The organism is Curvibacter delicatus NBRC 14919 (assembly GCF_001592265.1).
Taxonomy (GTDB): Bacteria; Pseudomonadota; Gammaproteobacteria; order Burkholderiales; family Burkholderiaceae_C; genus Hylemonella; species Hylemonella delicata.
The window spans coordinates 34907-57587 of record NZ_BCWP01000003.1 but is presented as its reverse complement, the minus strand read 5'-3'; the positions used below and the strand labels follow the sequence as shown (position 1 = coordinate 57587).

The 22681-nt window shown below is 64.9% G+C and carries 26 protein-coding genes; 17 read left to right on the top strand and 9 right to left on the bottom strand.

Features of this window, described 5'->3' with window-relative positions; genetic code table 11:
• Positions 1 to 9 precede the first annotated feature (9 nt).
• On the bottom strand, positions 10 to 1431 hold the full coding sequence (locus CDE01S_RS02390; RefSeq protein ID WP_066703184.1) for an FAD-binding oxidoreductase: 1422 nt from the start codon (positions 1429 to 1431) through the stop codon (positions 10 to 12).
• Positions 1428 to 1832, bottom strand: coding sequence for a DUF2069 domain-containing protein (locus tag CDE01S_RS02385; protein ID WP_066703181.1), 405 nt, complete (start codon positions 1830 to 1832; stop codon positions 1428 to 1430). The genes CDE01S_RS02390 and CDE01S_RS02385 overlap by 4 nt, the downstream gene beginning before the upstream one ends.
• Before the next feature lie 20 nt (positions 1833 to 1852).
• Here CDE01S_RS02385 and CDE01S_RS02380 point away from each other — a divergent pair, with 20 nt between their 5' ends.
• The gene (locus CDE01S_RS02380) at positions 1853 to 3055 is read left to right on the top strand and encodes a YihY family inner membrane protein (RefSeq protein WP_066703178.1); all 1203 of its coding nucleotides are present in this window, start codon (positions 1853 to 1855) and stop codon (positions 3053 to 3055) included.
• Positions 3056 to 3100: 45 nt separating this feature from the next.
• Here CDE01S_RS02380 and CDE01S_RS02375 read toward each other — a convergent pair whose 3' ends face one another.
• A complete protein-coding gene (locus CDE01S_RS02375; RefSeq protein ID WP_066703176.1) occupies positions 3101 to 3430 on the bottom strand; it encodes an Mpo1-like protein in 330 nt (109 codons plus the stop codon).
• A 220-nt stretch (positions 3431 to 3650) separates the two neighbouring features.
• Between CDE01S_RS02375 and CDE01S_RS02370 the strand changes: the two genes are divergently transcribed.
• Together CDE01S_RS02370 and CDE01S_RS02365 are read left to right on the top strand one after the other, a co-directional pair.
• Positions 3651 to 4034, top strand: coding sequence for a surface-adhesin E family protein (locus CDE01S_RS02370; RefSeq protein WP_157077017.1), 384 nt, complete (start codon positions 3651 to 3653; stop codon positions 4032 to 4034).
• Between the two features lie 66 nt (positions 4035 to 4100).
• The gene (locus CDE01S_RS02365; RefSeq protein WP_066703171.1) at positions 4101 to 4760 is read left to right on the top strand and encodes a hypothetical protein; all 660 of its coding nucleotides are present in this window, start codon (positions 4101 to 4103) and stop codon (positions 4758 to 4760) included.
• Between the two features lie 3 nt (positions 4761 to 4763).
• Here CDE01S_RS02365 and CDE01S_RS02360 read toward each other — a convergent pair whose 3' ends face one another.
• Together CDE01S_RS02360 and CDE01S_RS02355 are read right to left on the bottom strand one after the other, a co-directional pair.
• On the bottom strand, positions 4764 to 5582 hold the full coding sequence (locus CDE01S_RS02360) for an alpha/beta fold hydrolase (RefSeq protein ID WP_066703169.1): 819 nt from the start codon (positions 5580 to 5582) through the stop codon (positions 4764 to 4766).
• Entirely contained in the window at positions 5582 to 6883 is a 1302-nt protein-coding gene (locus tag CDE01S_RS02355; RefSeq protein ID WP_066703167.1) for an O-acetylhomoserine aminocarboxypropyltransferase, read from the bottom strand. Before CDE01S_RS02355 ends, CDE01S_RS02360 begins: the two co-directional genes overlap by 1 nt.
• 128 nt (positions 6884 to 7011) lie before the next feature.
• On the opposite strand from CDE01S_RS02355, the gene CDE01S_RS02350 reads away from it, so the two are divergent.
• The 4 genes from CDE01S_RS02350 (at position 7012) to CDE01S_RS02335 (ending at position 10103) form a co-directional block, all read left to right on the top strand.
• Complete coding sequence (locus CDE01S_RS02350; protein WP_066703159.1) at positions 7012 to 7476, top strand: CBS domain-containing protein; 465 nt, start codon at positions 7012 to 7014, stop codon at positions 7474 to 7476.
• Positions 7477 to 7595: 119 nt separating this feature from the next.
• Entirely contained in the window at positions 7596 to 8690 is a 1095-nt protein-coding gene (gene aroC / locus CDE01S_RS02345; protein ID WP_066703157.1) for a chorismate synthase, read from the top strand.
• 40 nt (positions 8691 to 8730) lie between these two features.
• Complete coding sequence (locus CDE01S_RS02340) at positions 8731 to 8919, top strand: 4-oxalocrotonate tautomerase (RefSeq protein ID WP_066703154.1); 189 nt, start codon at positions 8731 to 8733, stop codon at positions 8917 to 8919.
• An 11-nt stretch (positions 8920 to 8930) separates the two neighbouring features.
• The gene (locus tag CDE01S_RS02335) at positions 8931 to 10103 is read left to right on the top strand and encodes an MFS transporter (protein ID WP_066703151.1); all 1173 of its coding nucleotides are present in this window, start codon (positions 8931 to 8933) and stop codon (positions 10101 to 10103) included.
• Here the strand turns inward: CDE01S_RS02335 and CDE01S_RS02330 are convergent.
• On the bottom strand, positions 10100 to 10699 hold the full coding sequence (locus tag CDE01S_RS02330) for a nitroreductase family protein (RefSeq protein ID WP_066703148.1): 600 nt from the start codon (positions 10697 to 10699) through the stop codon (positions 10100 to 10102). The two genes, CDE01S_RS02335 and CDE01S_RS02330, sit on opposite strands and share 4 nt — an antisense overlap.
• 9 nt (positions 10700 to 10708) lie before the next feature.
• A complete protein-coding gene (locus tag CDE01S_RS02325) occupies positions 10709 to 11995 on the bottom strand; it encodes an amidase (RefSeq protein WP_066703145.1) in 1287 nt (428 codons plus the stop codon).
• A 95-nt stretch (positions 11996 to 12090) separates the two neighbouring features.
• On the opposite strand from CDE01S_RS02325, the gene aroQ reads away from it, so the two are divergent.
• The 9 genes from aroQ to CDE01S_RS02280 all read left to right on the top strand — a co-directional run bounded on the left by aroQ (position 12091) and on the right by CDE01S_RS02280 (position 20202).
• Complete coding sequence (aroQ, locus tag CDE01S_RS02320) at positions 12091 to 12546, top strand: type II 3-dehydroquinate dehydratase (protein ID WP_066703143.1); 456 nt, start codon at positions 12091 to 12093, stop codon at positions 12544 to 12546.
• Positions 12543 to 13919 (top strand): prephenate-dependent tRNA uridine(34) hydroxylase TrhP, encoded by a 1377-nt coding sequence (trhP, locus tag CDE01S_RS02315; RefSeq protein ID WP_066703140.1) that lies wholly within the window; start codon positions 12543 to 12545, stop codon positions 13917 to 13919. Before aroQ ends, trhP begins: the two co-directional genes overlap by 4 nt.
• Before the next feature lie 18 nt (positions 13920 to 13937).
• Positions 13938 to 14363, top strand: a complete 426-nt coding sequence (gene arfB, locus CDE01S_RS02310) for an alternative ribosome rescue aminoacyl-tRNA hydrolase ArfB (protein WP_066703138.1) — start codon at positions 13938 to 13940, stop codon at positions 14361 to 14363.
• 46 nt (positions 14364 to 14409) lie between these two features.
• Positions 14410 to 15075 carry a DsbA family oxidoreductase gene (locus CDE01S_RS02305; RefSeq protein WP_066703135.1) on the top strand — a complete coding sequence of 222 codons (666 nt, stop codon included), beginning with the start codon at positions 14410 to 14412 and terminating at the stop codon, positions 15073 to 15075.
• Between the two features lie 35 nt (positions 15076 to 15110).
• Positions 15111 to 16067, top strand: a complete 957-nt coding sequence (locus CDE01S_RS02300) for a hypothetical protein (protein ID WP_157077016.1) — start codon at positions 15111 to 15113, stop codon at positions 16065 to 16067.
• A gap of 98 nt (positions 16068 to 16165) precedes the next feature.
• A complete protein-coding gene (locus CDE01S_RS02295; RefSeq protein WP_066703129.1) occupies positions 16166 to 17590 on the top strand; it encodes a circularly permuted type 2 ATP-grasp protein in 1425 nt (474 codons plus the stop codon).
• A 2-nt stretch (positions 17591 to 17592) separates the two neighbouring features.
• Positions 17593 to 18534 carry an alpha-E domain-containing protein gene (locus CDE01S_RS02290; RefSeq protein WP_066703126.1) on the top strand — a complete coding sequence of 314 codons (942 nt, stop codon included), beginning with the start codon at positions 17593 to 17595 and terminating at the stop codon, positions 18532 to 18534.
• A 14-nt stretch (positions 18535 to 18548) separates the two neighbouring features.
• On the top strand, positions 18549 to 19373 hold the full coding sequence (locus CDE01S_RS02285) for a transglutaminase family protein (RefSeq protein WP_066703124.1): 825 nt from the start codon (positions 18549 to 18551) through the stop codon (positions 19371 to 19373).
• Positions 19374 to 19467: 94 nt separating this feature from the next.
• Complete coding sequence (locus CDE01S_RS02280; RefSeq protein WP_066703120.1) at positions 19468 to 20202, top strand: proteasome-type protease; 735 nt, start codon at positions 19468 to 19470, stop codon at positions 20200 to 20202.
• Positions 20203 to 20344: 142 nt separating this feature from the next.
• On the opposite strand, the gene map is transcribed toward CDE01S_RS02280, so the two are convergent.
• Together map and CDE01S_RS02270 are read right to left on the bottom strand one after the other, a co-directional pair.
• Positions 20345 to 21136, bottom strand: coding sequence for a type I methionyl aminopeptidase (gene map, locus CDE01S_RS02275; protein WP_066703118.1), 792 nt, complete (start codon positions 21134 to 21136; stop codon positions 20345 to 20347).
• On the bottom strand, positions 21136 to 21390 hold the full coding sequence (locus CDE01S_RS02270; protein ID WP_066703115.1) for a ParD-like family protein: 255 nt from the start codon (positions 21388 to 21390) through the stop codon (positions 21136 to 21138). Before CDE01S_RS02270 ends, map begins: the two co-directional genes overlap by 1 nt.
• 237 nt (positions 21391 to 21627) lie before the next feature.
• Here CDE01S_RS02270 and CDE01S_RS02265 point away from each other — a divergent pair, with 237 nt between their 5' ends.
• Positions 21628 to 22650 (top strand): hypothetical protein, encoded by a 1023-nt coding sequence (locus CDE01S_RS02265; protein WP_066703112.1) that lies wholly within the window; start codon positions 21628 to 21630, stop codon positions 22648 to 22650.
• The last annotated feature ends 31 nt before the right edge of the window (positions 22651 to 22681 follow it).

Here is a 22681-nt window from a genome sequence, read left to right as displayed (position 1 = left end):
GACAGGGGCTCAGGCCTTGATGACCCGGTTCGGGTTCATCAGGTTCTGCGGGTCCAGCGCCTGCTTGATCGAACGCATGAGCCCCAAGGCCACTGGCGACTTGTGGTGCGCCAGCTTGTCAGCCTTCAGGCTGCCGATGCCGTGCTCGGCCGAGATCGAACCGTTGTAGCGATCCACTACCTCGTACACCAGTTCGTTCATCGGCGCTTCTTCCTCGTTCAGAAAGCGGGCCTGGTCGTCACCCTCCGGCGCCTGCACGTTGTAGTGCAGGTTGCCGTCACCCAGGTGGCCGTAGGTCACCAGGCGTGCGCCGGGGAAGCGTTCCAGCAGCAGGGCATTGGTTTCGTTCACGAATTCGGGGATGCGCGAGACGTTGATCGAGATGTCGTGCTTGATGTTCAGGCCCTCTTCGGCCTGCGCCAGCGGAATGCTCTCGCGGATGTGCCACAGCGCATGGGCCTGGGCCATGCTCTCGGCCACCACGGCGTCCGTCACGTGGCCGGCTTCCATGGCAGCTTCCAGCAGACGCTCGAAGCAGTCGCGCGCATGGGCTTCCGATTCGTTGTCGGAGTTCTCCAGCACCACGCACCAGGGCGACTCCTGCCAGAAGGGCACGCGCTGCTGTGGGAAGTGTTTGGCCACCAGGCTGAGCGCGAACTGGCCCATGACCTCGAAGCCGGTCAGGCCTGAGCTCAGGTGCTGGTGCGCCAGGCCCAGCAGTTTCACGGCATCTTCCAGCGAAGGCACGGCGGCAAAGGCGGTCAGCTGCGCTTTGGGCATCGGGTACAGCTTCATGGTGGCGCCGGTGATCACGCCCAGCGTGCCTTCGGAGCCGATGAAGAGGTGGCGCAGGTCGTAGCCGGTGTTGTCCTTGCGCAGCCCGGTCAGGCCGTTCCAGATTTCGCCTTGTGCCGTCACCACTTCCAGCCCCAGGCACAGCTCGCGTGTGTTGCCATAGCGCACCACCTGGGTACCACCGGCGTTCGTCCCGAGATTGCCGCCGATGGTACAGCTGCCTTCTGAGGCCAGGCTGAGCGGGAACAGGAAACCTGCCTTCTCGCATTCATCCTGCAGGCTTTGCAGCACGCAACCGGCGTCCACTGTGATGGTCAGGTTGCCGGCATCGAGCGCGCGCACCCTGTTCATGCGGGTGAGGCTCAGCACCACCTGGGTGCCGCTGGCATCGGGTGTGGAGCCCACCACCATGCCGGTGTTGCCGCCTTGCGGCACCATGCTCACGCCGGCCGCCGCACAGGCTTTCACCACGGCGGCCACCTCCTCGGTGGTGCCGGGGCGCACCACGGCCAGGGCACGGCCGCGTTCGCGGCGGCGCCAGTCCAGTTCCCAGGCGGTGAGGTCGCCGTCGGTCAATACATTGGCAGCGCCGACGATCTGGCGCAGTTGATCAAGCAGTTGGGCAGGGGATGTCATGGTGTTTGAGCTTCGGTCATTGGATGGGCCTTGGCGGCCTTCAGGCGCAGGCGCACATGCAGGGTGCAGCCCGTGAACAGTGTGAGGCACAGCAGCACCTCGAGTGCGGCCAGCCAGGCGCCGGGGGCCGGTTCACTGGTGGCGCGCACCACGCCTTCGATGAAATATAGCCAGACCACCAGGCTGACCCAGCGGTAGGTGTACATGCGGTTCTTCAGCAGGCCGACCAGCGGCATGCACAAGGGCAGCACTTTCAGCGCCAGCCAGGAGCCGCCGGGACGCAGCGGCGCCAGCCACAACTCCCAGGCCAGGCCCAGCAGGATCAGGCCGAGCAGGCTGCCGACGGCCAGCAGGCGACTCAGGCGGACGCTGGGGGGCACAGGGTGGTCGATTGCATTCATGGAGGTGGCATCATAGCGGGATGAGCGAGCCCTTCCGACTGCACGTCTTTCTCCAAAACCTGTCGCACTTCCCTTGGCGGAACACGATGCTGACCTTGCGGGAGCGCTTTCGCGAAGACCGCCTGGGCCTGACCGCCAGCAGCCTGACCTTCACCACCATCATCGCCCTGGTGCCGCTGGTCACGGTGGCGCTGGCGGTGTTCACCGCCTTCCCCATGTTCGGCAAGCTGCAGGAGGTGCTGCAGAAGTGGCTCGTTGAAAGCCTGATTCCCGACAACATCGCCCGCCAGGTGCTGGGTTACCTGACGCAGTTCGCCGGCAAGGCCAGCCGGCTCGGGGCGGTCGGTCTGGCGGCGCTGTTCGCCACCGCACTGAGTCTGGTGTTCACCATCGACCGCACGCTCAACAGCATCTGGCGCGTGCGCCGGCCACGCCCGCTGGGGCAGCGTCTGCTGATCTACTGGGCGGCCCTCACGCTCGGCCCTGTGCTGCTGGCGGGCAGCCTGACCATCACGTCCTACCTGCTCTCGGCATCGCGCGGTCTGGTGGGGGAGATGCCGGGGGGGGTGCGTTTCCTGCTGGATCTGCTGGAGTTTTTCATGGTGGCCGGTGGCATGGCGGCCACCTACTACTACGTCCCGAACACCCCGGTGAAGTGGGGCCACGCCTGGGCCGGCGGCATCTTTGCTGCGGCCGGTATCGAGGTGGCCAAGAAGCTGCTGGCACTGTATGTGAAGGCGGTGCCTACCTATTCGGCGGTCTATGGCGCCTTTGCCACAGTGCCGATCCTGCTGGTCTGGATCTACGTGGTCTGGGTCATCGTGCTGCTGGGCGCCGTCATCACTGCCTACCTGCCCAGCCTGCTGATGGGCGTGGCTCGCCGCGGCGGCACGCCGGGCTGGGAATTCACGCTGGCGCTGGACACCGTGGCGCGGCTGCTGGAGAGTGGGCAGGCCGGGCATCGCGGGCTGGATGCCGGGCGTCTGGCTGAGGCGCTGCGCGTTGATCCGGTGCTGCTCGAAGCGGTGCTGGGCACCCTGGTGGCGCTGGACTGGGTGGGGCGGCTCGACGAAGACGGTGGCCGCTACGTCTTGCTGGTGGATCCCGAATCCACCTCCATCGGACCGTTGGTCGACAGGCTGCTGCTGGCACCGTCGCCGCGCACGGCGTTCATGACCATCAATGGCATGAAGTCCTCATCCCTGTTGCGCGACGCGCTATGAAAACAATAGCGTTTCCGCGGTGCTGGCGATGACCCGGCACCCCGGTCAGAGCTTGATCTTGCCGGTCCAGATGTCCTTGTACATCACCCAGTCACCCATGAAGCTGTAGAGCGGGCGCTTGAAGCTGGCCGGCTTGTTTTTCTCGAAACCGAAGTGGCCCAGCCAGGCAAAACCATAACCACACAGCAGGCCGTACAGAAAGTACTGCGGCTTGCCGGTGACGATCAGCATGGCCAGGCAGGCGAGGGCCAGCGAGCTGCCGACAAAGTGCAGACGGCGGCAGGTACGGTTGCTGTGCTCGCCCAGGTAGAAGGGGTAGAACTCGGCAAAGCTGCTGAAGGCCTTGGGGTCGGTGGATGCGGTGGTGGTGTTCATGGCGGGTCTCCTTGGTTTTATGGCCGCAGTGTAGGCGCTGGCCCCGGTTGTGCGCAACCTGCCGCTGCAAAACGCCAGCCTTCTGCGGTCAAGGTTATAGTGCCCGGCAAACTGGCAACAGACTGGCCATGACAGCCAGCAGGCTGACGGGCCGGTTACCGCAGCCTCACCGGCCTGGGCCCGCAGGCATGGTTTGACGCGCCACACACCTCTCAAAGTTATGCTGAAAACAATCTTGATGTCCGTGCTCCTGATGGCGGGAAGCAGTCAGGTGATGGCTGAGTGGGTGAAGATCTCCCGCAACGAACAATCAGTCTTCTACATCAACACGCCGATCCAGAAAAAAGCTGGCAGCAATGTGATGATCTGGATCCTGCGCGACCATACCGAGTTGCGCCATGGCCCTGCCGGGCCCTACCTGTCGTCCAACGACCAGATCGAGGTCGACTGCGCCGGCCGACGGATTCGCCGGATGTATTCTTCGGACCATCCGCAAGCCATGGGTGCCGGCAAGCTGGTGCACTATGAGCACGGCCCGATGAGCTGGAATTTCGCCACACCCCATACCATCGCCAGCCGTATGGTGGATATCGCCTGCGGGTGATGCCCTGCGGCCCCCGTCTGCGGGATGGCAACAACGGGGTGCGCTTTTTCGCAAAAGGGAGTTTTCATGTTCATCGGTCACTTCGCCCTTGGTTTTGGCGCCAAAGTGGTTGCCCCGCGTGTGTCACTCGGCGCGCTGTTTCTCGCGGCCCAGTTCATTGACCTGTTGTGGCCGACTTTCCTGCTGTTCGGCATCGAGCGCGTGCGCATCGAGCCGGGTGCCACGGCGGTGACACCTCTGGTGTTCGAGCATTACCCCTATTCCCACAGCCTGTTGGCGGTGCTGTGCTGGGCGGTGGTGCTGGGGGTGGTCTACGGACTGCGTCGGCGCGATCGCATCGGTTCCGTGGTGTTGGGCGCACTGGTGCTGAGCCACTGGCTGCTGGACCTCATGGTGCATCGGCCGGATCTGCCGCTGTCGCCTTGGGGTGATACCGTGGCCGGCCTGCATCTCTGGTCCTCCTTGCCGCTGACCTTGGCGCTGGAGGTTCCGATGTTTGCTCTTGGCGTCTGGATCTACGTACGCAACACCGTGGCCCTGGACGGAGCCGGCCGCTGGGGCCTGCTGGGCCTGGTGTTCTTCCTGTTTGTGATTTACGCCGCCAATGTGCTGGGTGCTCCGCCGCCGAGCACACAGGCCCTTGCCTGGGTCGGGCAACTGCAATGGCTGCTGGTACTGTGGGGCTACTGGGTGGACCGGCACCGTCGCCCTTTGGTGCCGGCCTGAGCGTCAACGGGCCAGGAAATCGCGGATCGCGAACAGCGTCTCCTCCGGCGTCTCGCTCATCTGGTGGTGGCCCACCGGCAGATTGACCACTTGCACAGATTTGCCTGCTTCGCGCGCCTTGGCAATCAGTCCTTGCGCGGCTTTGGGCATGGTCATCTGGTCTTGCGCGCCGAGCAGGAACAGCACCGGGCAGCTGATCTGGACCACCGCGTTCTCGCCATTGGCATAGCTGTCGCAGGCCTTGAAGCCGCGGTGGAACACGTTGACCTTGGGGTTGCTGGCCAGCACGCGCCGGCCCAGCGCCATGCCGGCACCATAGACCCAGGTGCCGGGGCCCAGCACCGAGGGCGGCGCAGCCAGCGTGCTGCGCGAGAACACGTTGATCATGGTCAGCGCCTTCATCGGCTCGTTCAGTGAGGTGTCGAGCAGGGCCGGCGACACTTTCATCGGGAAGGCCGTGCCCACCAGCACCAGGTGGCTGATGCGGTCCTTCAGCTTGGAAGCTGCCTCCAGCGCAATCAGCGAACCCCAGCTGTGGCCCACCAGCGCGGCGCGTGGCACCTTGGCGGCATCGAGCAGGGCGGCGATGAAGTCCGCGGCCTGCTCCACCGTTTCCGGCGCCTCGCCGGCGCTGCGGCAGTGGCCCGGCAGGTCCACCGCCAGCACGTTCCAGCCATGGTTGGCCAGGTAGCGGCTTTGCAGGATCCAGACGCTGTGGTCGTTGAGCACGCCGTGGATGAAAACGACGGTGGGTTTGGCCGGGTCGAAGGCTTTGCCGCCGGTGTAGCAATAGGTGTTGGCGCCGTTGACGATGAGTTCCATCACGCACCTGCCTTTTCTGCTGCTTTTAATGCACGTTTCAGGTCGTCGATCAGGTCATCCGGATCTTCCAGCCCGATCGACAGGCGGATGGTGCCCTGGCTGATGCCGGCACCGGCCAGCGCCTCGTCGCTCATGCGGAAGTGGGTGGTGCTGGCCGGGTGGATCACCAAGCTGCGGCAGTCGCCCACGTTGGCCAGATGGCTGAAAACCTTGAGCGTCTCGATAAAGGCCTTGCCCTGCTCGCGGTTGCCCTTGATGTCGAAGCTGAACACCGAGCCGGCGCCACGTGGCAACAGTTTTTTTGCCAACGCGTGACTGGGGTGGCTCTCCAGCAGCGGGTGGCCGACGCGCGAGACAAAAGGCTGGCTGGCCAGGAACTGCACCACGCGCTCGGTGTTGCTCATGTGGCGCGCCATGCGCAGCGGCAATGTTTCGATGCCCTGCAGGATCAGCCAGGCGGTGTGCGGGCTCATGCAGGCGCCGAAATCGCGCAGGCCTTCGCGCCGCGCGCGCAGCAGGAAGGCGCCCACGGTCGATTCTTCGGTGAACACCATGTTGTGGAAGCCGTCGTAGGCCTGGCTCAGTTCGGCAAACTTGCCCGAGGCATCCCAGTCGAAGCTGCCGCCATCCACCACCACACCGCCAATCACGGTGCCGTGGCCGCTCAGGAACTTGGTGGCCGAGTGGTAGACCAGGTCGGCACCGTGCTCGAAAGGCTTGATCAGCCAGGGCGAGGTGAGGGTGGAGTCCACCAGCAGCGGCACGCCGGCTTCGTGGGCGATCGCGCTCACCGTCGGAATGTCCAGCACGTCCAGCCCGGGGTTGCCCACGGTTTCGCCGAAGAAAAGCTTGGTGTTGGGCCGCACCGCGGCGCGCCAGCCGTCGATGTCGCCCGGTTTGACGAAGGTGGTCTCGATGCCGAAGCGGCGCAGGGTGTAGTGCAGCAGGTTCTGCGAGCCGCCATAGAGCGCGGTGCTGGCCACGATGTGCGCGCCGGTGCCCATCAGCGTGGCAATGCTCAGGTGCAGTGCCGCCTGGCCGCTGGCGACGGCAATGGCGCCGATGCCGCCTTCCAGCGCTGCCATGCGCTGCTCGAACACCGCATTGGTCGGGTTGCTGATGCGGCTGTAGACGTGGCCGGCACGTTCCAGGTTGAACAGGGCGGCGGCGTGGTCGCTCGATTCGAAGACGAAGGAGGTGGTCAGGTGGATTGGCACGGCGCGCGCGCCGGTGGCTGGGTCGGGGGCGGCACCGGCGTGCAACGCCAGGGTGTCGAAGCCGGGATCGGAATAACCGGGCATGAATAACTCCGCAGATGTTTCGATGGGTGCTGCCGGTGTCGCGGGGTGGCTTGACCAGCAGCCTCGTTATGGTTCCAATCATGCCATGGGCTATATTTCATGCCCTTGAGAGTCACGAGGAGCACACCATGAAAGTCAGCGACATCCTGCGCGTCAAGGGCAACACCCTGTACACCGTCACCCCCGACGAGCCGCTGGCCCGCGCGACCGAGGTCATGGCGGAAAAAGACATCGGCTCGCTGGTGGTCATGGACCATGGCGACCTGGTGGGCATGCTGACCTTCCGTGAGGTCATCAAACAGGCCGTGAAGAACGGCGGCAGCATCGGCACGACGCTGGTGCGCACTGCCATGGACGACGCGCCGCTGACCTGCACCATGGAAACCGACATGGACGAGGTGCGCCGCATGATGCTGGACCGCCATGCCCGCTACATGCCGGTGATGGACAAGAAGATGCTCATGGGCGTGATCAGCTTCTACGACGTGGCCAAGGCCGTGGTGGACGCCCAGAACTTCGAGAACAAGATGCTCAAGGCCTACATCCGCGACTGGCCGGAAGAAGAAGGGCAGCCGGCAGCCAAAGACGCCTGAGCACGAGCACCCTGGCCGGCCCAAGGCCAGGGCGACCACAGCCCGCGGCCAGAAGCTGCGCGCTGCAGTCGAAGCGTGGCAGCGCAGAGGAGTGAATACTCTCTGGGATAATCCCTCCCATGAGCGGCAATACCTTCGGAAACCTCTTCGCGGTCACCAACTTCGGTGAATCCCACGGCCCGGCCATCGGCTGCGTGATCGACGGCTGTCCGCCGGGTTTGGACCTGAGCGAGGCCGACATCCAGCCCGACCTGGACCGCCGTCGCCCCGGCACCTCCAAGTTCGTCACCCAGCGCAACGAACCCGATGCGGTGGAAATCCTCTCCGGCGTCTATGAAGGCAAGACCACCGGCACGCCGATCTGCCTGCTCGTCAGGAACACCGACCAGCGCAGCAAGGACTACGGCAACATCCTGCAGACCTTCCGTCCCGGTCATGCCGACTACACCTACTGGCACAAGTACGGCGTCCGTGACCCGCGCGGCGGTGGCCGCTCTTCGGCCCGTCTGACCGCGCCCATGGTGGCGGCCGGCGCCGTGGCCAAGAAATGGCTCAAGGAACACTACGGTACCGAGTTCCGCGGCTGCATGACGCAGATCGGCGAGATCGCCATTCCCTTCGAGTCCTGGGACCACGTGTCCGCCAACCCCTTCTTCGCCCCGGTGGCCGATGTGTCGGCACTGGAGACCTACATGGAAGCCCTGCGCAAGGCCGGCGATTCCTGCGGCGCACGCCTGCGCGTCACGGCCAGCAAGATGCCGGTCGGCCTGGGTGAGCCGCTGTTCGACAAGCTCGACGCCGACATTGCCTTTGCCATGATGGGCATCAATGCCGTCAAGGGCGTGGAGATTGGTGCCGGTTTTGCGGCCGTGGCCGACAAGGGCAGCACCCACGGCGATGCGCTCAGTCCGCAAGGCTTCAAGGCCAACAAGGCCGGTGGCGTGCTGGGGGGCATCAGCACCGGGCAGGACCTGGAGGTGTCGATCGCCATCAAGCCGACCAGTTCCATCCTGACGCCGCGCGAGTCGATCGACGTCGAAGGCCACAGCACCGAGGTGGTGACCAAGGGCCGGCACGACCCCTGCGTCGGCATCCGCGCCACCCCGATCGCCGAGGCCATGCTGGCCTTGGTGGTGATGGAGCATGCACTGCGCCAGCGCGCCCAGTGCGGCGATGTCAAGCTGGCGGTCGGCCCCATCCCAGGTTCGGTCTGAGCCGGGCATCACGTTCACTTTCGATTTCGGGAATCTCACCATGCCTACCATCCGCGTTGAAATGTTCGAGGGCCGCACGCCCGAGCAGAAGAGGGAATTCGTCAAGGCCGTCACCGAGGCCGCCGTCAAGACCCTGGGCACCTCGCCCGAGGCGGTGGACGTGATCCTGTTCGACATCAAGAAGTCCGACTGGGCCAGCGCCGGCGTGCTCTGGAGCGAGAAGAAATAGCCGGGGCGATAGTGCCCAACACCCCGCGCCATCTCGCGCCGTTTGCGGCCCTGTCGGCCACCTACTTCGCGCACATCGGTTTTTTCAACCCCTACCTGCCGCTCTGGCTCAAGGATCTGGGGCTGGGCATTGTTGCGATCAGCCTGCTGACCGCCGTGCAGTCGGCCACGCGCCTGGTGGCGCCCTATGCCTGGGGCTGGCTGAGCGACCACACGGGTGAGCGCGTCAAGCTGCTGCGTCTGGGTGCCACGGTGGCGCTGCTGGTGTCGTGCGGCTTGTGGGTCCAAGGCGGCTTCTGGTGGCTGGCTGCGGTGCTGGGGTTGATGTTCCTGCACACCAGCGCCATGATGCCGATGAGCGAGGCCGCCATGGCCCATCTGGTCAGCAGTGGCGGTGCATTCGACGCCAAACGTTATGGTCGCGTGCGTCTGTGGGGCTCGCTTGGTTTTCTGGTCACGGTGTTTGCTGCCGGTGCCTGGTTCGAGCATTTCGGCATGGGGCATTTTCCGGCCTGGACCGTGCTCTCACTGCTGGCGGTGGTGGCCAGTGTCTGGTGGCTGCCCGACCTGAAGGAGGCGGTGCCGGCACACGAGAAAAAGCAGCCGGTGCTGCCCATTCTGAAGAAGCGTTCCGTGCAGTGGTTTTTTGCCACGGCGTTTTTCCATGTACTGTCACACATGGGGATCTACATCTTTTTCTCGCTCTACCTCGACGCCCTGGGCTACAGCAAGACCGTGATCGGCCTGCTGTGGGCGGTTTCAGTCATCGTGGAAATTGCCTGGTTCTTCACGCAAAGCCGCTGGTTGCCGCGCTTCAGCCTCACGGCCTGGCTGGTGGTGTGTGCCGCAGTCGCAGTGCTGCGCATGGGGGTCACCGCTTCCAGTGCCGCCATCTGGCCCTTGCTGCTGCTGGCACAGGCGCTGCATGGGCTGACCTTTGCCGCGCACCATTCGGTGTGCATCGCGCTGCTGTCGCATCATTTCCCCGGTACCTTGCGCGGCCGTGGCCAGGCCTTGTACGCCGTGCTGGGTTATGGGCTGCCAGGGGTGCTGACCGGGTTGGCGGGTGGCGTCTTGAGTGCGCGCTTTGGGCTGGTCAGTGTGTTCTGGGCAGCGCTGGCCAGCAGTGTGCTGGCCACGCTGTGTGCCTGGCAGGTCTGGCGCCTGCGTCACCGGCCGGTTTAGCGCACGGACCAGGCCGATAGCAGCGGGCGCGGGTCGTCCGGCTCCCGGGGTTCCAGTTCGCGTGTGGGGCTGCCGATGCAGACAAAGCCCACCAGCTGCTCGCCGGCTTGGCAGAAGGCCTGCACCAGCGCCGGGTGCTGGCATTTGCGGCCGCTCAGGATCTTGGCGCCAAAGCCCATGAAGTGCAGCGCGCTCATGAAATTGCTCAAGGCGCCACCGACGCAGATCCACTGTTCGTGCGGCGGCACCTTGGCCACGCCACTGTCAATGCGCGCCACCCAGGCCACCAGCACCGGCCCGTTGTAGGCGCGCTCACGTTCGATCGCCACGTCCTCTGCACTCTTGCCGGAGTCGCGGGCGAACTGCTCGAACAGATCGGCCAAGGCAGGGCGCTGCGCCTCGCTCACCGTGACCACCCGCCAGGGCTTCATGCGCCCATGGTTGGGGGCCCGCAAGGCGGCTTGCACCGCCTGGGTTAGTTGCGCGTCATTCGGGCCAGGGGCCACCATCCAGCGCGGGCCGATCGAGTGGCGGCCGAGCAGGGCAGTCAGGGCAGTGTCTGGTGCGGCGTTTTCTGTGTTCTGTTGCTCAGTCATGTTGTGTCTTCAGCGTGTCAGCCTCTCGTGCACCCAATGCGCGGCGGCCAGCAGCTTGTGGTCTTCCCCAAAGCGGCCCACCAGCTGCAGGCCAACCGGCAGGTCCATGGCGCCGGTGGCAAAGGGCAGGTGCACGCAGGGCAGGCCCAGCAGCGACCAGCTGCGGCAGAACAGCGGGTCGCCGGTGGCTTCCAGGCCTTTGGGCGCTTCACCGATGGCACTGGGGGTCAGCAGCACGTCATGCCGTTCGAACAGCGAGTCGATGCGCAGGCGCCAGTCGGCAGTGCGCTGCAGGTTGGCGTCGTGGGTGGCGCCATCGATGGCCATGCCGGCATCCAACAGCGCCACCAGTTGGGCGCTCAGGGCTTCACGGTGGCGCAGCCGCTCGTGGCTGAGCGAGCGGGCCATCTCGAAGGTCATCACATCTTTCTGCAGCTGGATCAGGTCGCCGAAGTTCTGCGGCATGGCCACGTCCTGGCAGGCATCGGTGTGGGTGGCCAGCGCCTGCGTGGCCAGCGACCAGACGTTTTGCGTGTCGACGTCGGCCTGCGGCCAGGCTGGCGTCTGGAACAGGCCGATGCGCGGTGCGCCGTGCTCACCCCATTCAAACAGGCGCCGGTCACCGGTGAGCACGGCACCCAGCAGGGCGACGTCGCGCACGCTGCGGCCGAAGCCACCGATCACGTCCAGCGTGGGTGACAGGCTTTTCACGCCGGCCCCGACCACGCGGCCATGGCTGGGTTTGTAGCCCACCACACCACAGAAGGCGGCCGGGCGGATGATGGAGCCCGCTGTCTGCGTGCCCAGTGCCAGCGGCACCATGCGGTCGGCCACGGCCGCAGCCGAGCCGCTGGACGAACCGCCCGGGGTGAACTGCGTGTTGTGCGGGTTGCAGGTGGGGCCGGGCTGGAAGTAGGCGAACTCGGTGGTGACGGTCTTGCCCAGCACCACGGCGCCGGCCTCGCGGCACAGGGCCACGGTGGCAGCATCGGCCACCGGGCGGTGGTGGGCGTAGAGCGCCGAGCCGTAGCCGGTGGGCAGGTCGGTGGTGTCGAACAGGTCTTTCACGCCGAGGGGCAGGCCGTGCAGCAGGCCGCGTACCGGCCCGGCGTCAAGCGCCCGGGCCTGCGCCAGGGCATTGACGGCGTCGAGGTGGGCAAAGGCGTGGACGTCGTCCTCGCGCTCGGCCACGCGCTCCAGGCAGGCAATGGCCAGGTCTTCGGCCTTGATCTCGCGCCGTGCCAGTCGCACCGCCAGCTCGGAGGCGTCGAGTTCATTGAGTCGGGGCGTCGTCATACGTGTCTTCCTTATCCCTCGTGATGGGCCGATGGTAGCCCAGTGGCACAATTGGCCATCTGCTGATCTGCACCCCTTTGGCTAGGGAATTCCCCATGAAAACCGTTCTCGTCCTCAATGGCCCCAACCTCAACCTGCTCGGTACGCGTGAGCCGGCGGTTTATGGCTCGCAAACACTGGCCGATGTGCAGGCGCTGTGCGAGCGCACCTGCGCCGCCAACGGCCTGGCGCTCGACTTCCGCCAGAGCAACCACGAGGGCGAACTGGTGGACTGGCTCCACGAGGCCGGTCGTCTGCAGGCCGCGGGCCAGTTGGCGGGCGTCATCCTGAACGCCGGCGCTTTCACGCACACCAGCATTGCGTTGCACGACGCCATCAAGGGCACCGGCGTGACGCTGATCGAACTGCACATCAGCAACGTGCATGCGCGCGAGGAATTCCGCCACCACTCCTTCATCTCGCCGGTTGCCAAGGCCGTGATGGCCGGTTTCGGCGTCAACGGTTATGCGCTGGCGATTGCCGGCCTGGCCCAATTGGCGGAAACGAAATGAAGCGCAAGGCGCCCGAACTGCTGGCCCCGGCCGGCTCGCTGGCCATGCTGGAGACGGCCTTTGCCTTCGGGGCGGACGCCATCTACGCTGGCCAGCCGCGTTATTCGCTGCGTGTGCGCAACAACGACTTCGGCGACCTGGCGGTGCTCAAGCGCGGCATCGACCGCGCGCACGAACTCGGCCGCAAGTTCTTTCTCGTCTCCAACATCTTTCCGCACGGCAACAAGATCAAGAACTACGTGCCCAACATGGCGCCGGTCATCGCCTTGAAGCCGGACGCCATGATCATGTCCGACCCCGGGCTGATCATGATGGTGCGCGAAACCTGGCCCGAGATGGAGATCCATCTCTCGGTGCAGGCCAACACCGTCAATGCCGCTGCCGTGCGTTTCTGGAACAAGGCCGGCGTCAAGCGCGTCATCCTGTCGCGCGAGTTGTCGCTCGACCAGGTGGAGCAGATCCGCCAGGACTGCCCGGACAGCGAGATCGAGGTGTTCGTGCACGGCGCGTTGTGCATTGCCTACTCGGGCCGCTGCCTGCTGTCGGGTTACTTCAACCACCGTGACGCCAACCAGGGTACCTGTACCAATGCCTGCCGCTGGGACTACAAGACCCACACCGCGCAGGTCGACGCCAGTGGTGATGTGCTGTCACCCGAGCGGGCTGAAGGCCACGGCTGTGGCGGCGGCGGGCAGACGCTGCCGAAGGAGGCGCGCGATTCGATCTCCTACCTGCTGGAAGAAAGCAACCGCCCCGGCGAGTTCATGCCGATCGAGGAAGACGAGCACGGCACCTATGTCATGAACTCCAAGGACCTGCGCGCCATCGAACACGTGCAGCGCCTGGTGGAGATCGGTGTCGACTCGCTCAAGATCGAAGGCCGCACCAAGAGCGCCTACTACGTGGCGCGCACGGTGCAGAGCTACCGCCAGGCGATCGACGATGCCGTGGCCGGCCGCAGCCTGGACCCGGCGCTGATCGGCCAGCTCGAAGGCCTGGCCAACCGCGGCTACACCTCGGGCTTCTACCAGCGCCACACGCCGCAGGAGACGCAGAACTACCTGCGTGGTTATTCCGAGTCGGGCCGCAGCCAGTATGTGGGCGACGTGGTGGCGTTTGACGCGACGCGCGGCCTGGCCCAGGTGAGCGTCAAGAACAAGTTCTCGGTCGGCGACCGGCTGGAACTGATCCAGCCCGGTGGCAATGTGGACTACGACATCACCCGCATGGAAAACGCCGAAGGGCAGGCCATCGAGGTGGCGCCTGGCTCGGGCCACACCGTCTGGCTGCCCTTGCCGGCCAGTAGCGTGGGTGCCTTCGTGGCACGTTATGTGAATCTCGCCGTCACGACACCGGAGCCGGTGGCCGGTTGACCCGGCAGTCGTGCGCTCATGACCCTGCCTGCGCTGCTCGAAATCGACGAGTCCGAAGTCGAGATCAGCGCCATCCGCGCGCAGGGTGCCGGTGGCCAGAACGTCAACAAGGTCTCGAGCGCAGTGCACCTGCGCTTCGACATCCGGGCCTCGTCACTGCCGGAGGGCGTGAAGGAACGCCTGCTGGCCCTGCGCGATAGCCGCATCACGCAGGATGGCGTGCTGGTGCTCAAGGCGCAGCAGCACCGCAGCCAGGACCTGAACCGGCTCGATGCATTTTCCCGTCTGCACGAACTGGTCAACAGCGTGGCGCGGCCACCCAAGACACGCCGCGCCACCCAGCCCACCTACGGCTCGCGTCAGCGACGCCTGGAAGGCAAGAGCCAGCGTGCCCAGACCAAGGCCTTGCGCGGCCGCGTCAGAAACGGTGCCGACGCGCACTGAAGATGCGACGCCTGCAAGGTTGCTCAAGATGACCTAGGATTGCCGCATGACTACCTCTCTTCAAATCGATTTCGTCTCCGACGTGGCCTGCCCTTGGTGTGCCGTCGGCCTGGGGGCGCTGGAACAGGCGCTGACCAATGTGCAGGGCGACATCAGTGCCGAGCTGCACTTCCAGCCCTTCGAACTCAACCCGCACATGGGCCCCGAGGGGCAGGACGTCGGCGAACACCTGAGCGAGAAATACGGCTCCACCCCCGAACAGCAGGCGCAGATCCGCGAGACCATTCGCCAGCGCGGCGCCGAGGTTGGTTTCACCTTCAAGCCTGAAGGTCGCGGCCGCATCTGGAACACCTTTGACGCGCATCGCCTGTTGCACTGGGCTGGGCTGCAGGGCGCTGACAAGCAGCATGCGCTGAAGAAGGAACTGCTCAATGCCTACCATGGCCGGGCCGAGAATGTGTCGGACGCTGAGGTGCTGGCCCAGGCCTGTGCCAGCGTGGGGCTGGACGCTGCGCAGGCGCGCGCCATCCTGGCCGGTGACGACTACGCCGACGCCGTGCGTTCCAACGAAATGCAATGGCAGCAGGCCGGTATTCGCTCGGTGCCAGCTATCGTCATCAATCGCCAATACCTGATCTCCGGCGGCCAGCCGGCGGCTGTTTTCGAGGAAGCTCTGCGCAAGATTGCGGCGGACGCTGCAGGCCAAGCCTGAGCTGCTTGACGGTTGTACTGTTTGCTTCTGATCGCATGAAACGTTGGCTGTCTTTCTGTGTCCTGAGCGTATTGACCGGTGCGTTGGCTGCGCAGCCGGTGTCGTTTGGCCTGTTTGGTGATCTGCCCTACAGCCGCTGGGAACGCGAGCAACTGCCCGGCCTGATGAATGAAATGAACCGCGAGCCGCTGGCCTTTGTGGTGCACGATGGCGATTTCAAGAGTGGGGGTTCGGTCTGCAGTGACGAGGTGTTTGCCGACATGCTCGGTGTGTTCCAGAGCTCGTTGCATCCGCTGGTCTTTGTGCCCGGCGACAACGAGTGGACCGACTGCCACCGCAAGAACAACGGCAGCTACGACCCGCTGGAGCGCCTGGCCAAATTGCGCGAGCTGTTCTTCGCCGGCGACCTGGCACTGGGGCAGCGTCCCCTGAAGTTGACGCGCCAGAGCAGCGATCCGGCCTTTGCCGCCTACCGTGAGAACGTGCGCTGGGAAGCGGGCGGCGCGCTGTTCGTCGGCCTGAACGTCACCGGCAGCGACAACAACTACCACGGTCTGCACCGCAGCGGCGGCCCGGTGCCCGAATTCATCGAACGCAGCGCCGCCAACCGGGCCTGGCTGGCGCAGGCGTTCGAGGTGGCGCGTACCCGCAAGCTGGCCGGCGTGCTGATCGTGATCCAGGCCAATCCCGAATTCGAAGCCGCCAGCGCCGGCCACCCCAAACCCGGCTACCGCGACTTCCTCACCCAGCTGCGGGAAGAAACGCAGGCCTTTGCCGGCCAGGTGGTGTTGGTGCACGGCGATTCGCACCACCAGCAGATCAACCAGCCATTGCTCGATGCCGCGGCGCGCGAGGTGGTGCCGAATTTCACCCGCGTCGAAACCTATGGCTCACCCTTCCTGGGCTGGGTCAAGGGCACGGTCGATGCGGCCGACCCCAAGGTGTTCCGCTTCGAGCCGCGACGCTGGAATCCGCAGCCAGCGACGAACTGAGCCTTGACGCGGCACCGTGCCGCAGTCACCAATTTCAATTTCTTCATTTCTGGGCATGGCCCTTGCTCTTGTCTCTGCACAAGACAGGCCCATGCACCATGAAGAACATCTTTGACGAAATGCATGCCCCAAGCGGGGGCACGCGCCTGCATTACGCCCCATACCAGGACTGGCTGTCGCTGATGCCAGCCGCCCACATCGCCCAAAAGCGTGCCGAGGCCGATTCGGCCTTTCACCGCTCCGGCATCACTTTCGCCGTTTATGGTGAAGACACGGGCAAGGAGCGGCTGATTCCCTTCGACATCATTCCGCGCATCATCCCGGCGGCCGAATGGGAGCTGCTGGAGCGCGGCCTGCGCCAGCGCGTCAACGCGCTCAACACCTTCCTCCATGACATCTACCACGACCAGCGCATCGTCAAGGCGGGGCTGATCCCGGCCGAACAGGTGTTCTGCAATGCCCAGTACCGGCCCGAGATGCAGGACGTGGCGGTGCGCAACGACATCTACGCCCACATTGCCGGCATCGACATCGTGCGCGCCTCGCTGCCGGGTGATGACGCCGCCTACTACGTACTGGAAGACAACCTGCGCGTACCCTCGGGCGTCTCGTACATGCTGGAAAACCGGCGCATGATGATGCGCCTGTTTCCCGAACTGTTCGGTCGCTACAAACTGCGCCCGGTCGACCATTACCCCGATCTGCTGCTCGACACCTTGCGCCAGGCCGCCCCGGCCGGCGTGGACGACCCCACGGTGGTGGTGCTCACGCCCGGCGCCTTCAACAGCGCCTACTTTGAGCACGCCTTCCTGGCGCAGCAGATGGGCGTGGAGCTGGTGGAGGGCAAGGACCTGTTCGTGCACGATGAAACCCTGTTCATGCGCACCACCCAGGGCCCGCGCCGGGTAGACGTGATCTACCGCCGCATCGACGACGACTTCCTTGACCCGCTGGCCTTCCGCGCCGACTCAGGCCTGGGCGTGGCTGGCTTGCTGTCGGTCTACCGTGCCGGCCGTGTCACGCTGGCCAATGCCATCGGCACCGGCGTGGCGGACGACAAGTCGATCTACCCCTACGTGCCCGACATGATCCGCTTCTACCTGTCGGAAGAACCCATCATCGCCAACGTGCCCACTTACCAGTGTCGCAAGCCGGACGAGCTGAGCTACGTGCTGGCCAACATGGAGCAGCTGGTGGTGAAGGAAACCCACGGTGCCGGCGGCTACGGCATGCTGGTGGGCCCCGCTTCGACAAAAGCCGAAGTCGAAGCCTTCCGCGCTCGCGTCAAGGCCGCGCCTGACAAGTACATCGCCCAGCCCACGCTGGCGCTGTCGGCCTGCCCGACCTTTGTCGAGGCTGGCATCGCGCCGCGCCACATCGACTTGCGGCCCTTTGTGCTGTCCGGGCGCGAGGTGCGCATGGCACCCGGCGGCCTGACGCGCGTGGCGCTCAAGGCCGGCTCGCTGGTGGTGAACTCATCCCAAGGCGGCGGCACCAAGGACACCTGGGTGCTGGAGGACTGATCATGTTGTCTCGTACCGCTGACCATCTCTACTGGATGTCCCGCTACACCGAGCGGGCCGAAAACATCGCCCGCATGCTGGAGGTGAGCTACCGCATGTCGCTGCAGACGCCCGCAGCCCAGGGCGGTTACTGGGGGGCGGCGCTGGGCATCAACGGCCTGGAAGAGGCCTACCGCAGCAAGTACGGCGCCATTACCCCCAGCAACGTGCTGCGCTTCATGAGCGTAGACCAGGACAATCCCTCGTCCATCCTGTCCTGCCTGCGCGCCGCGCGGGAGAACTGCCATGCTGTGCGGGGCACCGTGACCTCCGAGGTGTGGGAAACGCTCAACACCACCTGGCTGGAGGCGCGTGATTCGGTGCAGGGGCTGCCGCAGGGCAGCATCCAGGGCAGCGAACTGACCAAGTACTTCGAGTGGGTCAAGTTCCGCTCGCATCTCTCGCGCGGCGTGACGGTGGGCACCATGCTGCAGGACGAGGCCTTCCACTTCACCCGCCTGGGCACCTTCCTGGAGCGGGCCGACAACACCGCGCGCCTGCTGGACGTGAAGTTCGACGAGCTGGCGCCGCAAAGTTCGGCCAGCGGCGAGTACTACGAATGGAGTGCGCTCTTGCGTTCGGTTTCGGCCTTCGAGATCTACCGCAAGGTCTACCGCGACATGATCACGCCGCAGCGTGTGGCCGAGCTGCTGATCCTGCGCGAGGACATGCCGCGTTCGCTGCACGCCTGCATGAAGGAGGTGCACCAGATCCTCGGCCAGGTGGCCAACACCCGTTCGCAGGAAACCATGCGCCGTGCCGGCGCCTTGTACTCGCGCCTGCGCTACAGCCGCATCGAGGACATTGCTGCGCGCGGCCTGCACGAAGTGCTGACCGATTTTCTCGACGGCACGGCCGACCTGGGCAACCGGATCGCGCAGGACTTCCTCTTACCGATAGGCTGATCCAGGAGAACACCATGCTGCTCGACATCCGCCACGAAACCCTGTACCGCTATGCCGTGCCGGCCAGCTACAGCCTGCAGTACATGCGGCTGTGGCCGCGCGCCGATGGTGGCCAGCGCGTGCTCAACTGGCGCATCGACGCGCCGGGCCGGCGCTGGGGTCAGACCGACGCCTACGGCAATGCCGTCTTCGTCACCTCGCTGACCGAACAGCACCACGAAATCCGTGTGGTGGCGCAGGGCCAGGTGGAGACGTCGGACGAGCGCGGTCTGCTGCTGCCGCACGACTCGGCCGTGCCGCCGCAGGCCTTTGCCCTGGCCACGCCGCTGACCGAGGCCGACGCCGCCATCCACGCACTGGCAGCTGAAGCCCTGGGCAGCACGCCGTGCAGCGAGCTGGATGGGCCAGCGCCCCTGCAAACCCTGACCGACGCCATCTTCAAGCGTGTGGCCTATGTGCAAGGGGTGACGGATGTCTTTCACACCGCGGCCGAGGTGCTGCAACAGGGGCAGGGTGTGTGCCAGGACATGGCGCACGTGTTCCTGGCCTGCTGTCGTGCGCGTGGCATTCCGGCGCGTTACGTCAGCGGTTACCTGCTGACCGACGCAACGCATGCCGCTTCCCATGCCTGGGCCGAAGCCTGGTTGCCCAAGGCGAGGGGGGGCGCCGGTGCCTGGATCGGTTTTGATGTCACGCACCAGCGCATGGCTGGGCCCGAGCTGTGCCGCCTGGCCGTGGGGCGTGACTATGCGGACGCCAGCCCCCTGCGCGGCATCCATGTCGGCGGCGGTGGCGAAGCACTGGCTGTGCACGTGGCGGTGCAGGGGGCAGACCAGTAAGCCCGGAATGAAGCCCGCATACGGCAGCAGCCGCGGCGTAAGATGCGACCGGCGCCGAACACCGGCCCCGCAGAAGATTGAAGGAGACTCCGAAGTGACCTATTGCGTTGCCGTCCGCAGCGATGCCGGGCTGGTATTCCTGTCCGATTCCCGCACCAATGCCGGGGTGGACCAGATCAACACCTTCCGCAAGATGCACGTGTACGAGGTGCCGGGCGAACGCGTCATGGTACTGCTGACCGCGGGCAACCTGTCCATCAGCCAGTCGGTGGCCAGCGGGCTGCGCGTGGCCATGGAACAGCAGGGCGAGAAAAGCCTGGCCAGTGCGCCCAACATGTTTTCTGCCGCCAAGCTGGTGGGCGACGCGGTGCGCAAGGTGCACGAGCGCGACGCTGAAGCGCTGAAGGAATTCGGCATCGAGTTCAACGTCAGCCTGATCTTCGGCGGCCAGATCAAGGGTGAGGTGCCGCGCCTCTTCAACATCTACTCGGCTGGCAACTTTGTCGAAGCCACGCACGAGACGCCCTACTTCCAGGTCGGCGAATCGAAATACGGCAAACCCATCCTGGACCGCGTGATCGGCAGCAAGCTCAGCCTCGACGAAGTGGCCAAGTGCTGCCTGATCTCCATGGACTCCACCATGAAGTCCAACCTCTCGGTGGGCCTGCCGCTGGACTTGCTGTGCTACGAGCGCGACAGCCTGCACGTGCGCCACCACACCCTCATCGACGCCAAGGACCCGTACTTCACCTCGCTGCGCGAGCGCTGGGGTGAGCAGTTGCGCAAGGTGTTCAACGAGTTGCCGGATCCGGGGTATTGGCAGAAGTAGCCTCGTGGGGCCGGTGACCGAGATCGGCCAGGTGCAGACCTTCGACAGACAATCCCACATGACCACTGCAGTAATCTGAAACCACAAGCGACCTGTCCGCATTGGTCCATCGCCTACAGCCAAACCTCACCCAACCTGAATGTCAAACCGGCGCGTAGGCACCTGTGCCTCCAGGCCAAGCCGTGAGCACCTCATATCCCTCTGGCGTTACAGCCACCATGTGCTCCCACTGGGCGGACAAAGACCGGTCCTTTGTCACAACAGTCCACCCGTCTGGCAGCTGCCTAGTTTCGCGTTTGCCTGCGTTGAGCATCGGCTCGATGGTGAAGACCATCCCCGGTTCCAGCTTGATGCCTTCCCCGCGCCGCCCATAGTGCAGCACTTGCGGTTCATCGTGGTAAACCTGTCCGATACCATGCCCACAGTATTCGCGCACCACGCTGAATTGCTCTCGCTGAGCGACTGACTGGATGGCATGACCAATATCGCCAAGGGTCGCCCCAGGCCTGACTTGCCGGATTCCGGCCAGCAATGCCTCATACGTCGTCTCTACCAGCCGCCGAGCCAACACACTGGTGGCTCCGACGAGAAACATGCGGCTGGTGTCGCCGAACCAGCCATCCTTGATGACGGCAACATCGATATTGATGATGTCGCCTTTCTTCAGGATCTTGTCGGCCGAGGGGATGCCGTGACAAACCACCTGGTTGACGGAAGTGAGGATGGTTTTGGGATAGCCCTGATATCCCACGTTGGCTGGAATGGCGCCTTGGACGTTCACGATGTGGTCGTGGCAGATCCGATCGAGTGTCTCCGTGCTCACACCTGGCACCACGTGGGGCTCAACAATGCTGAGAACCTCTGCAGCAAGCCTGGCGGCCCGCCGTGCCATCTTAAGTTCCTCGGCGGAGTGAATAGGTATGCCGTGAGCCATTAGTGTTTTCCGGGCGAGGATGCACGGGGCTTGCCAAGCGGGGCAGCGACAACTCCAGCGATATCCAGTCCTCCCGCAAGTTCAGCCCGGATCAACTGTTGGCTGATTTCTCGGTGGTCCAACTCTGGATGCATCTCGGTCAACATGCCGACCCGCATCCAGTGCTCTGCCTGCGCATTGATAGACCTACTGAGGGCGTTCGCCGCCACGCGTAGGTTCTCGTGCATCTGGTCCGAAATTTTGACAATACCCATCAGTAGTCTCTATATGAAACGAATACGAATTATATAAGTTTCGTATATATCCGCATGGTTCGAATAAATTAGATCGATGGGGCCCTTGAAGACCGTTTGGGGTCGTTCTCCATCATTGCTCGCGGGCTTGCAGCATTGCCCGGCAAGGCGCAACTAAGCCCTCGATCCTGATCCGCTTGTGTCGCCCACCGGCGGGCAAGGCGAGTAGCATGGCGCTTCAAGCCCCATGCCCACCCCATGCAAGACCTCACCCGACTCACCACGCAGCAGCTGCAACAGGTCATCAACGCCTCGCAGTTCGACCGCGGGTCCGACCGCGGTTTTTACGAGAGTTATTTCCTGCGGGCCAACCACCCGAGCAGGCCGCTGGCATTCTGGATCCGTTACACGCTGTTCAGTCCGAAGGGGAACCCGGCTGCGACCGAGGGGCAGTTGTGGTCGATCTTTTTCGACGGTGAGACGTCAGAAATCACGGCGATCAAGCAGTGCGTGCCTCTGGCGCAGTGTGCCTTCTCGGGCGCCGGGCTGGCGGTGCGTCTGGGCGATGCGGTGCTGGACGAAACCACACTGCGCGGTGCGGCGCACAGCACGGACCGTCAGATCGCCTGGGACCTGCGCTACGACGGGCAGCGCAAGCCGGCCTTCCTGCTGCCGCTGTCGCTGTACCACCGCGGTTTGCCCAAGGCCAAGGCCTTGAGCGGGGTGCCGCTGGCGGACTTTGCCGGCACCCTGCAGGTGAACGGCCGCCGCATCGAGATCGATGGCTGGCGCGGCAGCCAGAACCACAACTGGGGCCTGAAACACACCGACCGCTACGCCTGGGGCCAGGTGGCCGGCTTCGACACCGACCCGCTGGCCTTTCTGGAGTGTTCCACCGCGCGCCTGAAGTTCGGCCCGCTGTGGACGCCGCCGCTGACCAGCGTGGTCTTGCGGCTGGGCGAGCGGGACATCCGGCTGAACGGTGTCTGGCAGTCACTGCGCAACCGCGGCCGTTACTGTGATTTCCACTGGGCCATCGAAGGCGAGCTGGGGCCGTTGCAGCTGTCGGTACACATGGAGGCTCCGGCAGAGCGTTTCGTCGGGCTGGCCTACGACGATCCGCCCGGCGGGCAGAAGACCTGCCTCAACTCCAAACTGGCGTCTTGCACCGTGCACCTCTCGGAGCGCGGCTGCCCCACGCTGACGCTGGCCACGCAGCACCGCGCCGCGTTCGAGATCCTGACGGACCGCCACGACCACGGCATACCGCTATCTGCCTGAGGCCAGCCCGGCCGCAGCGTTGCCGGACCGG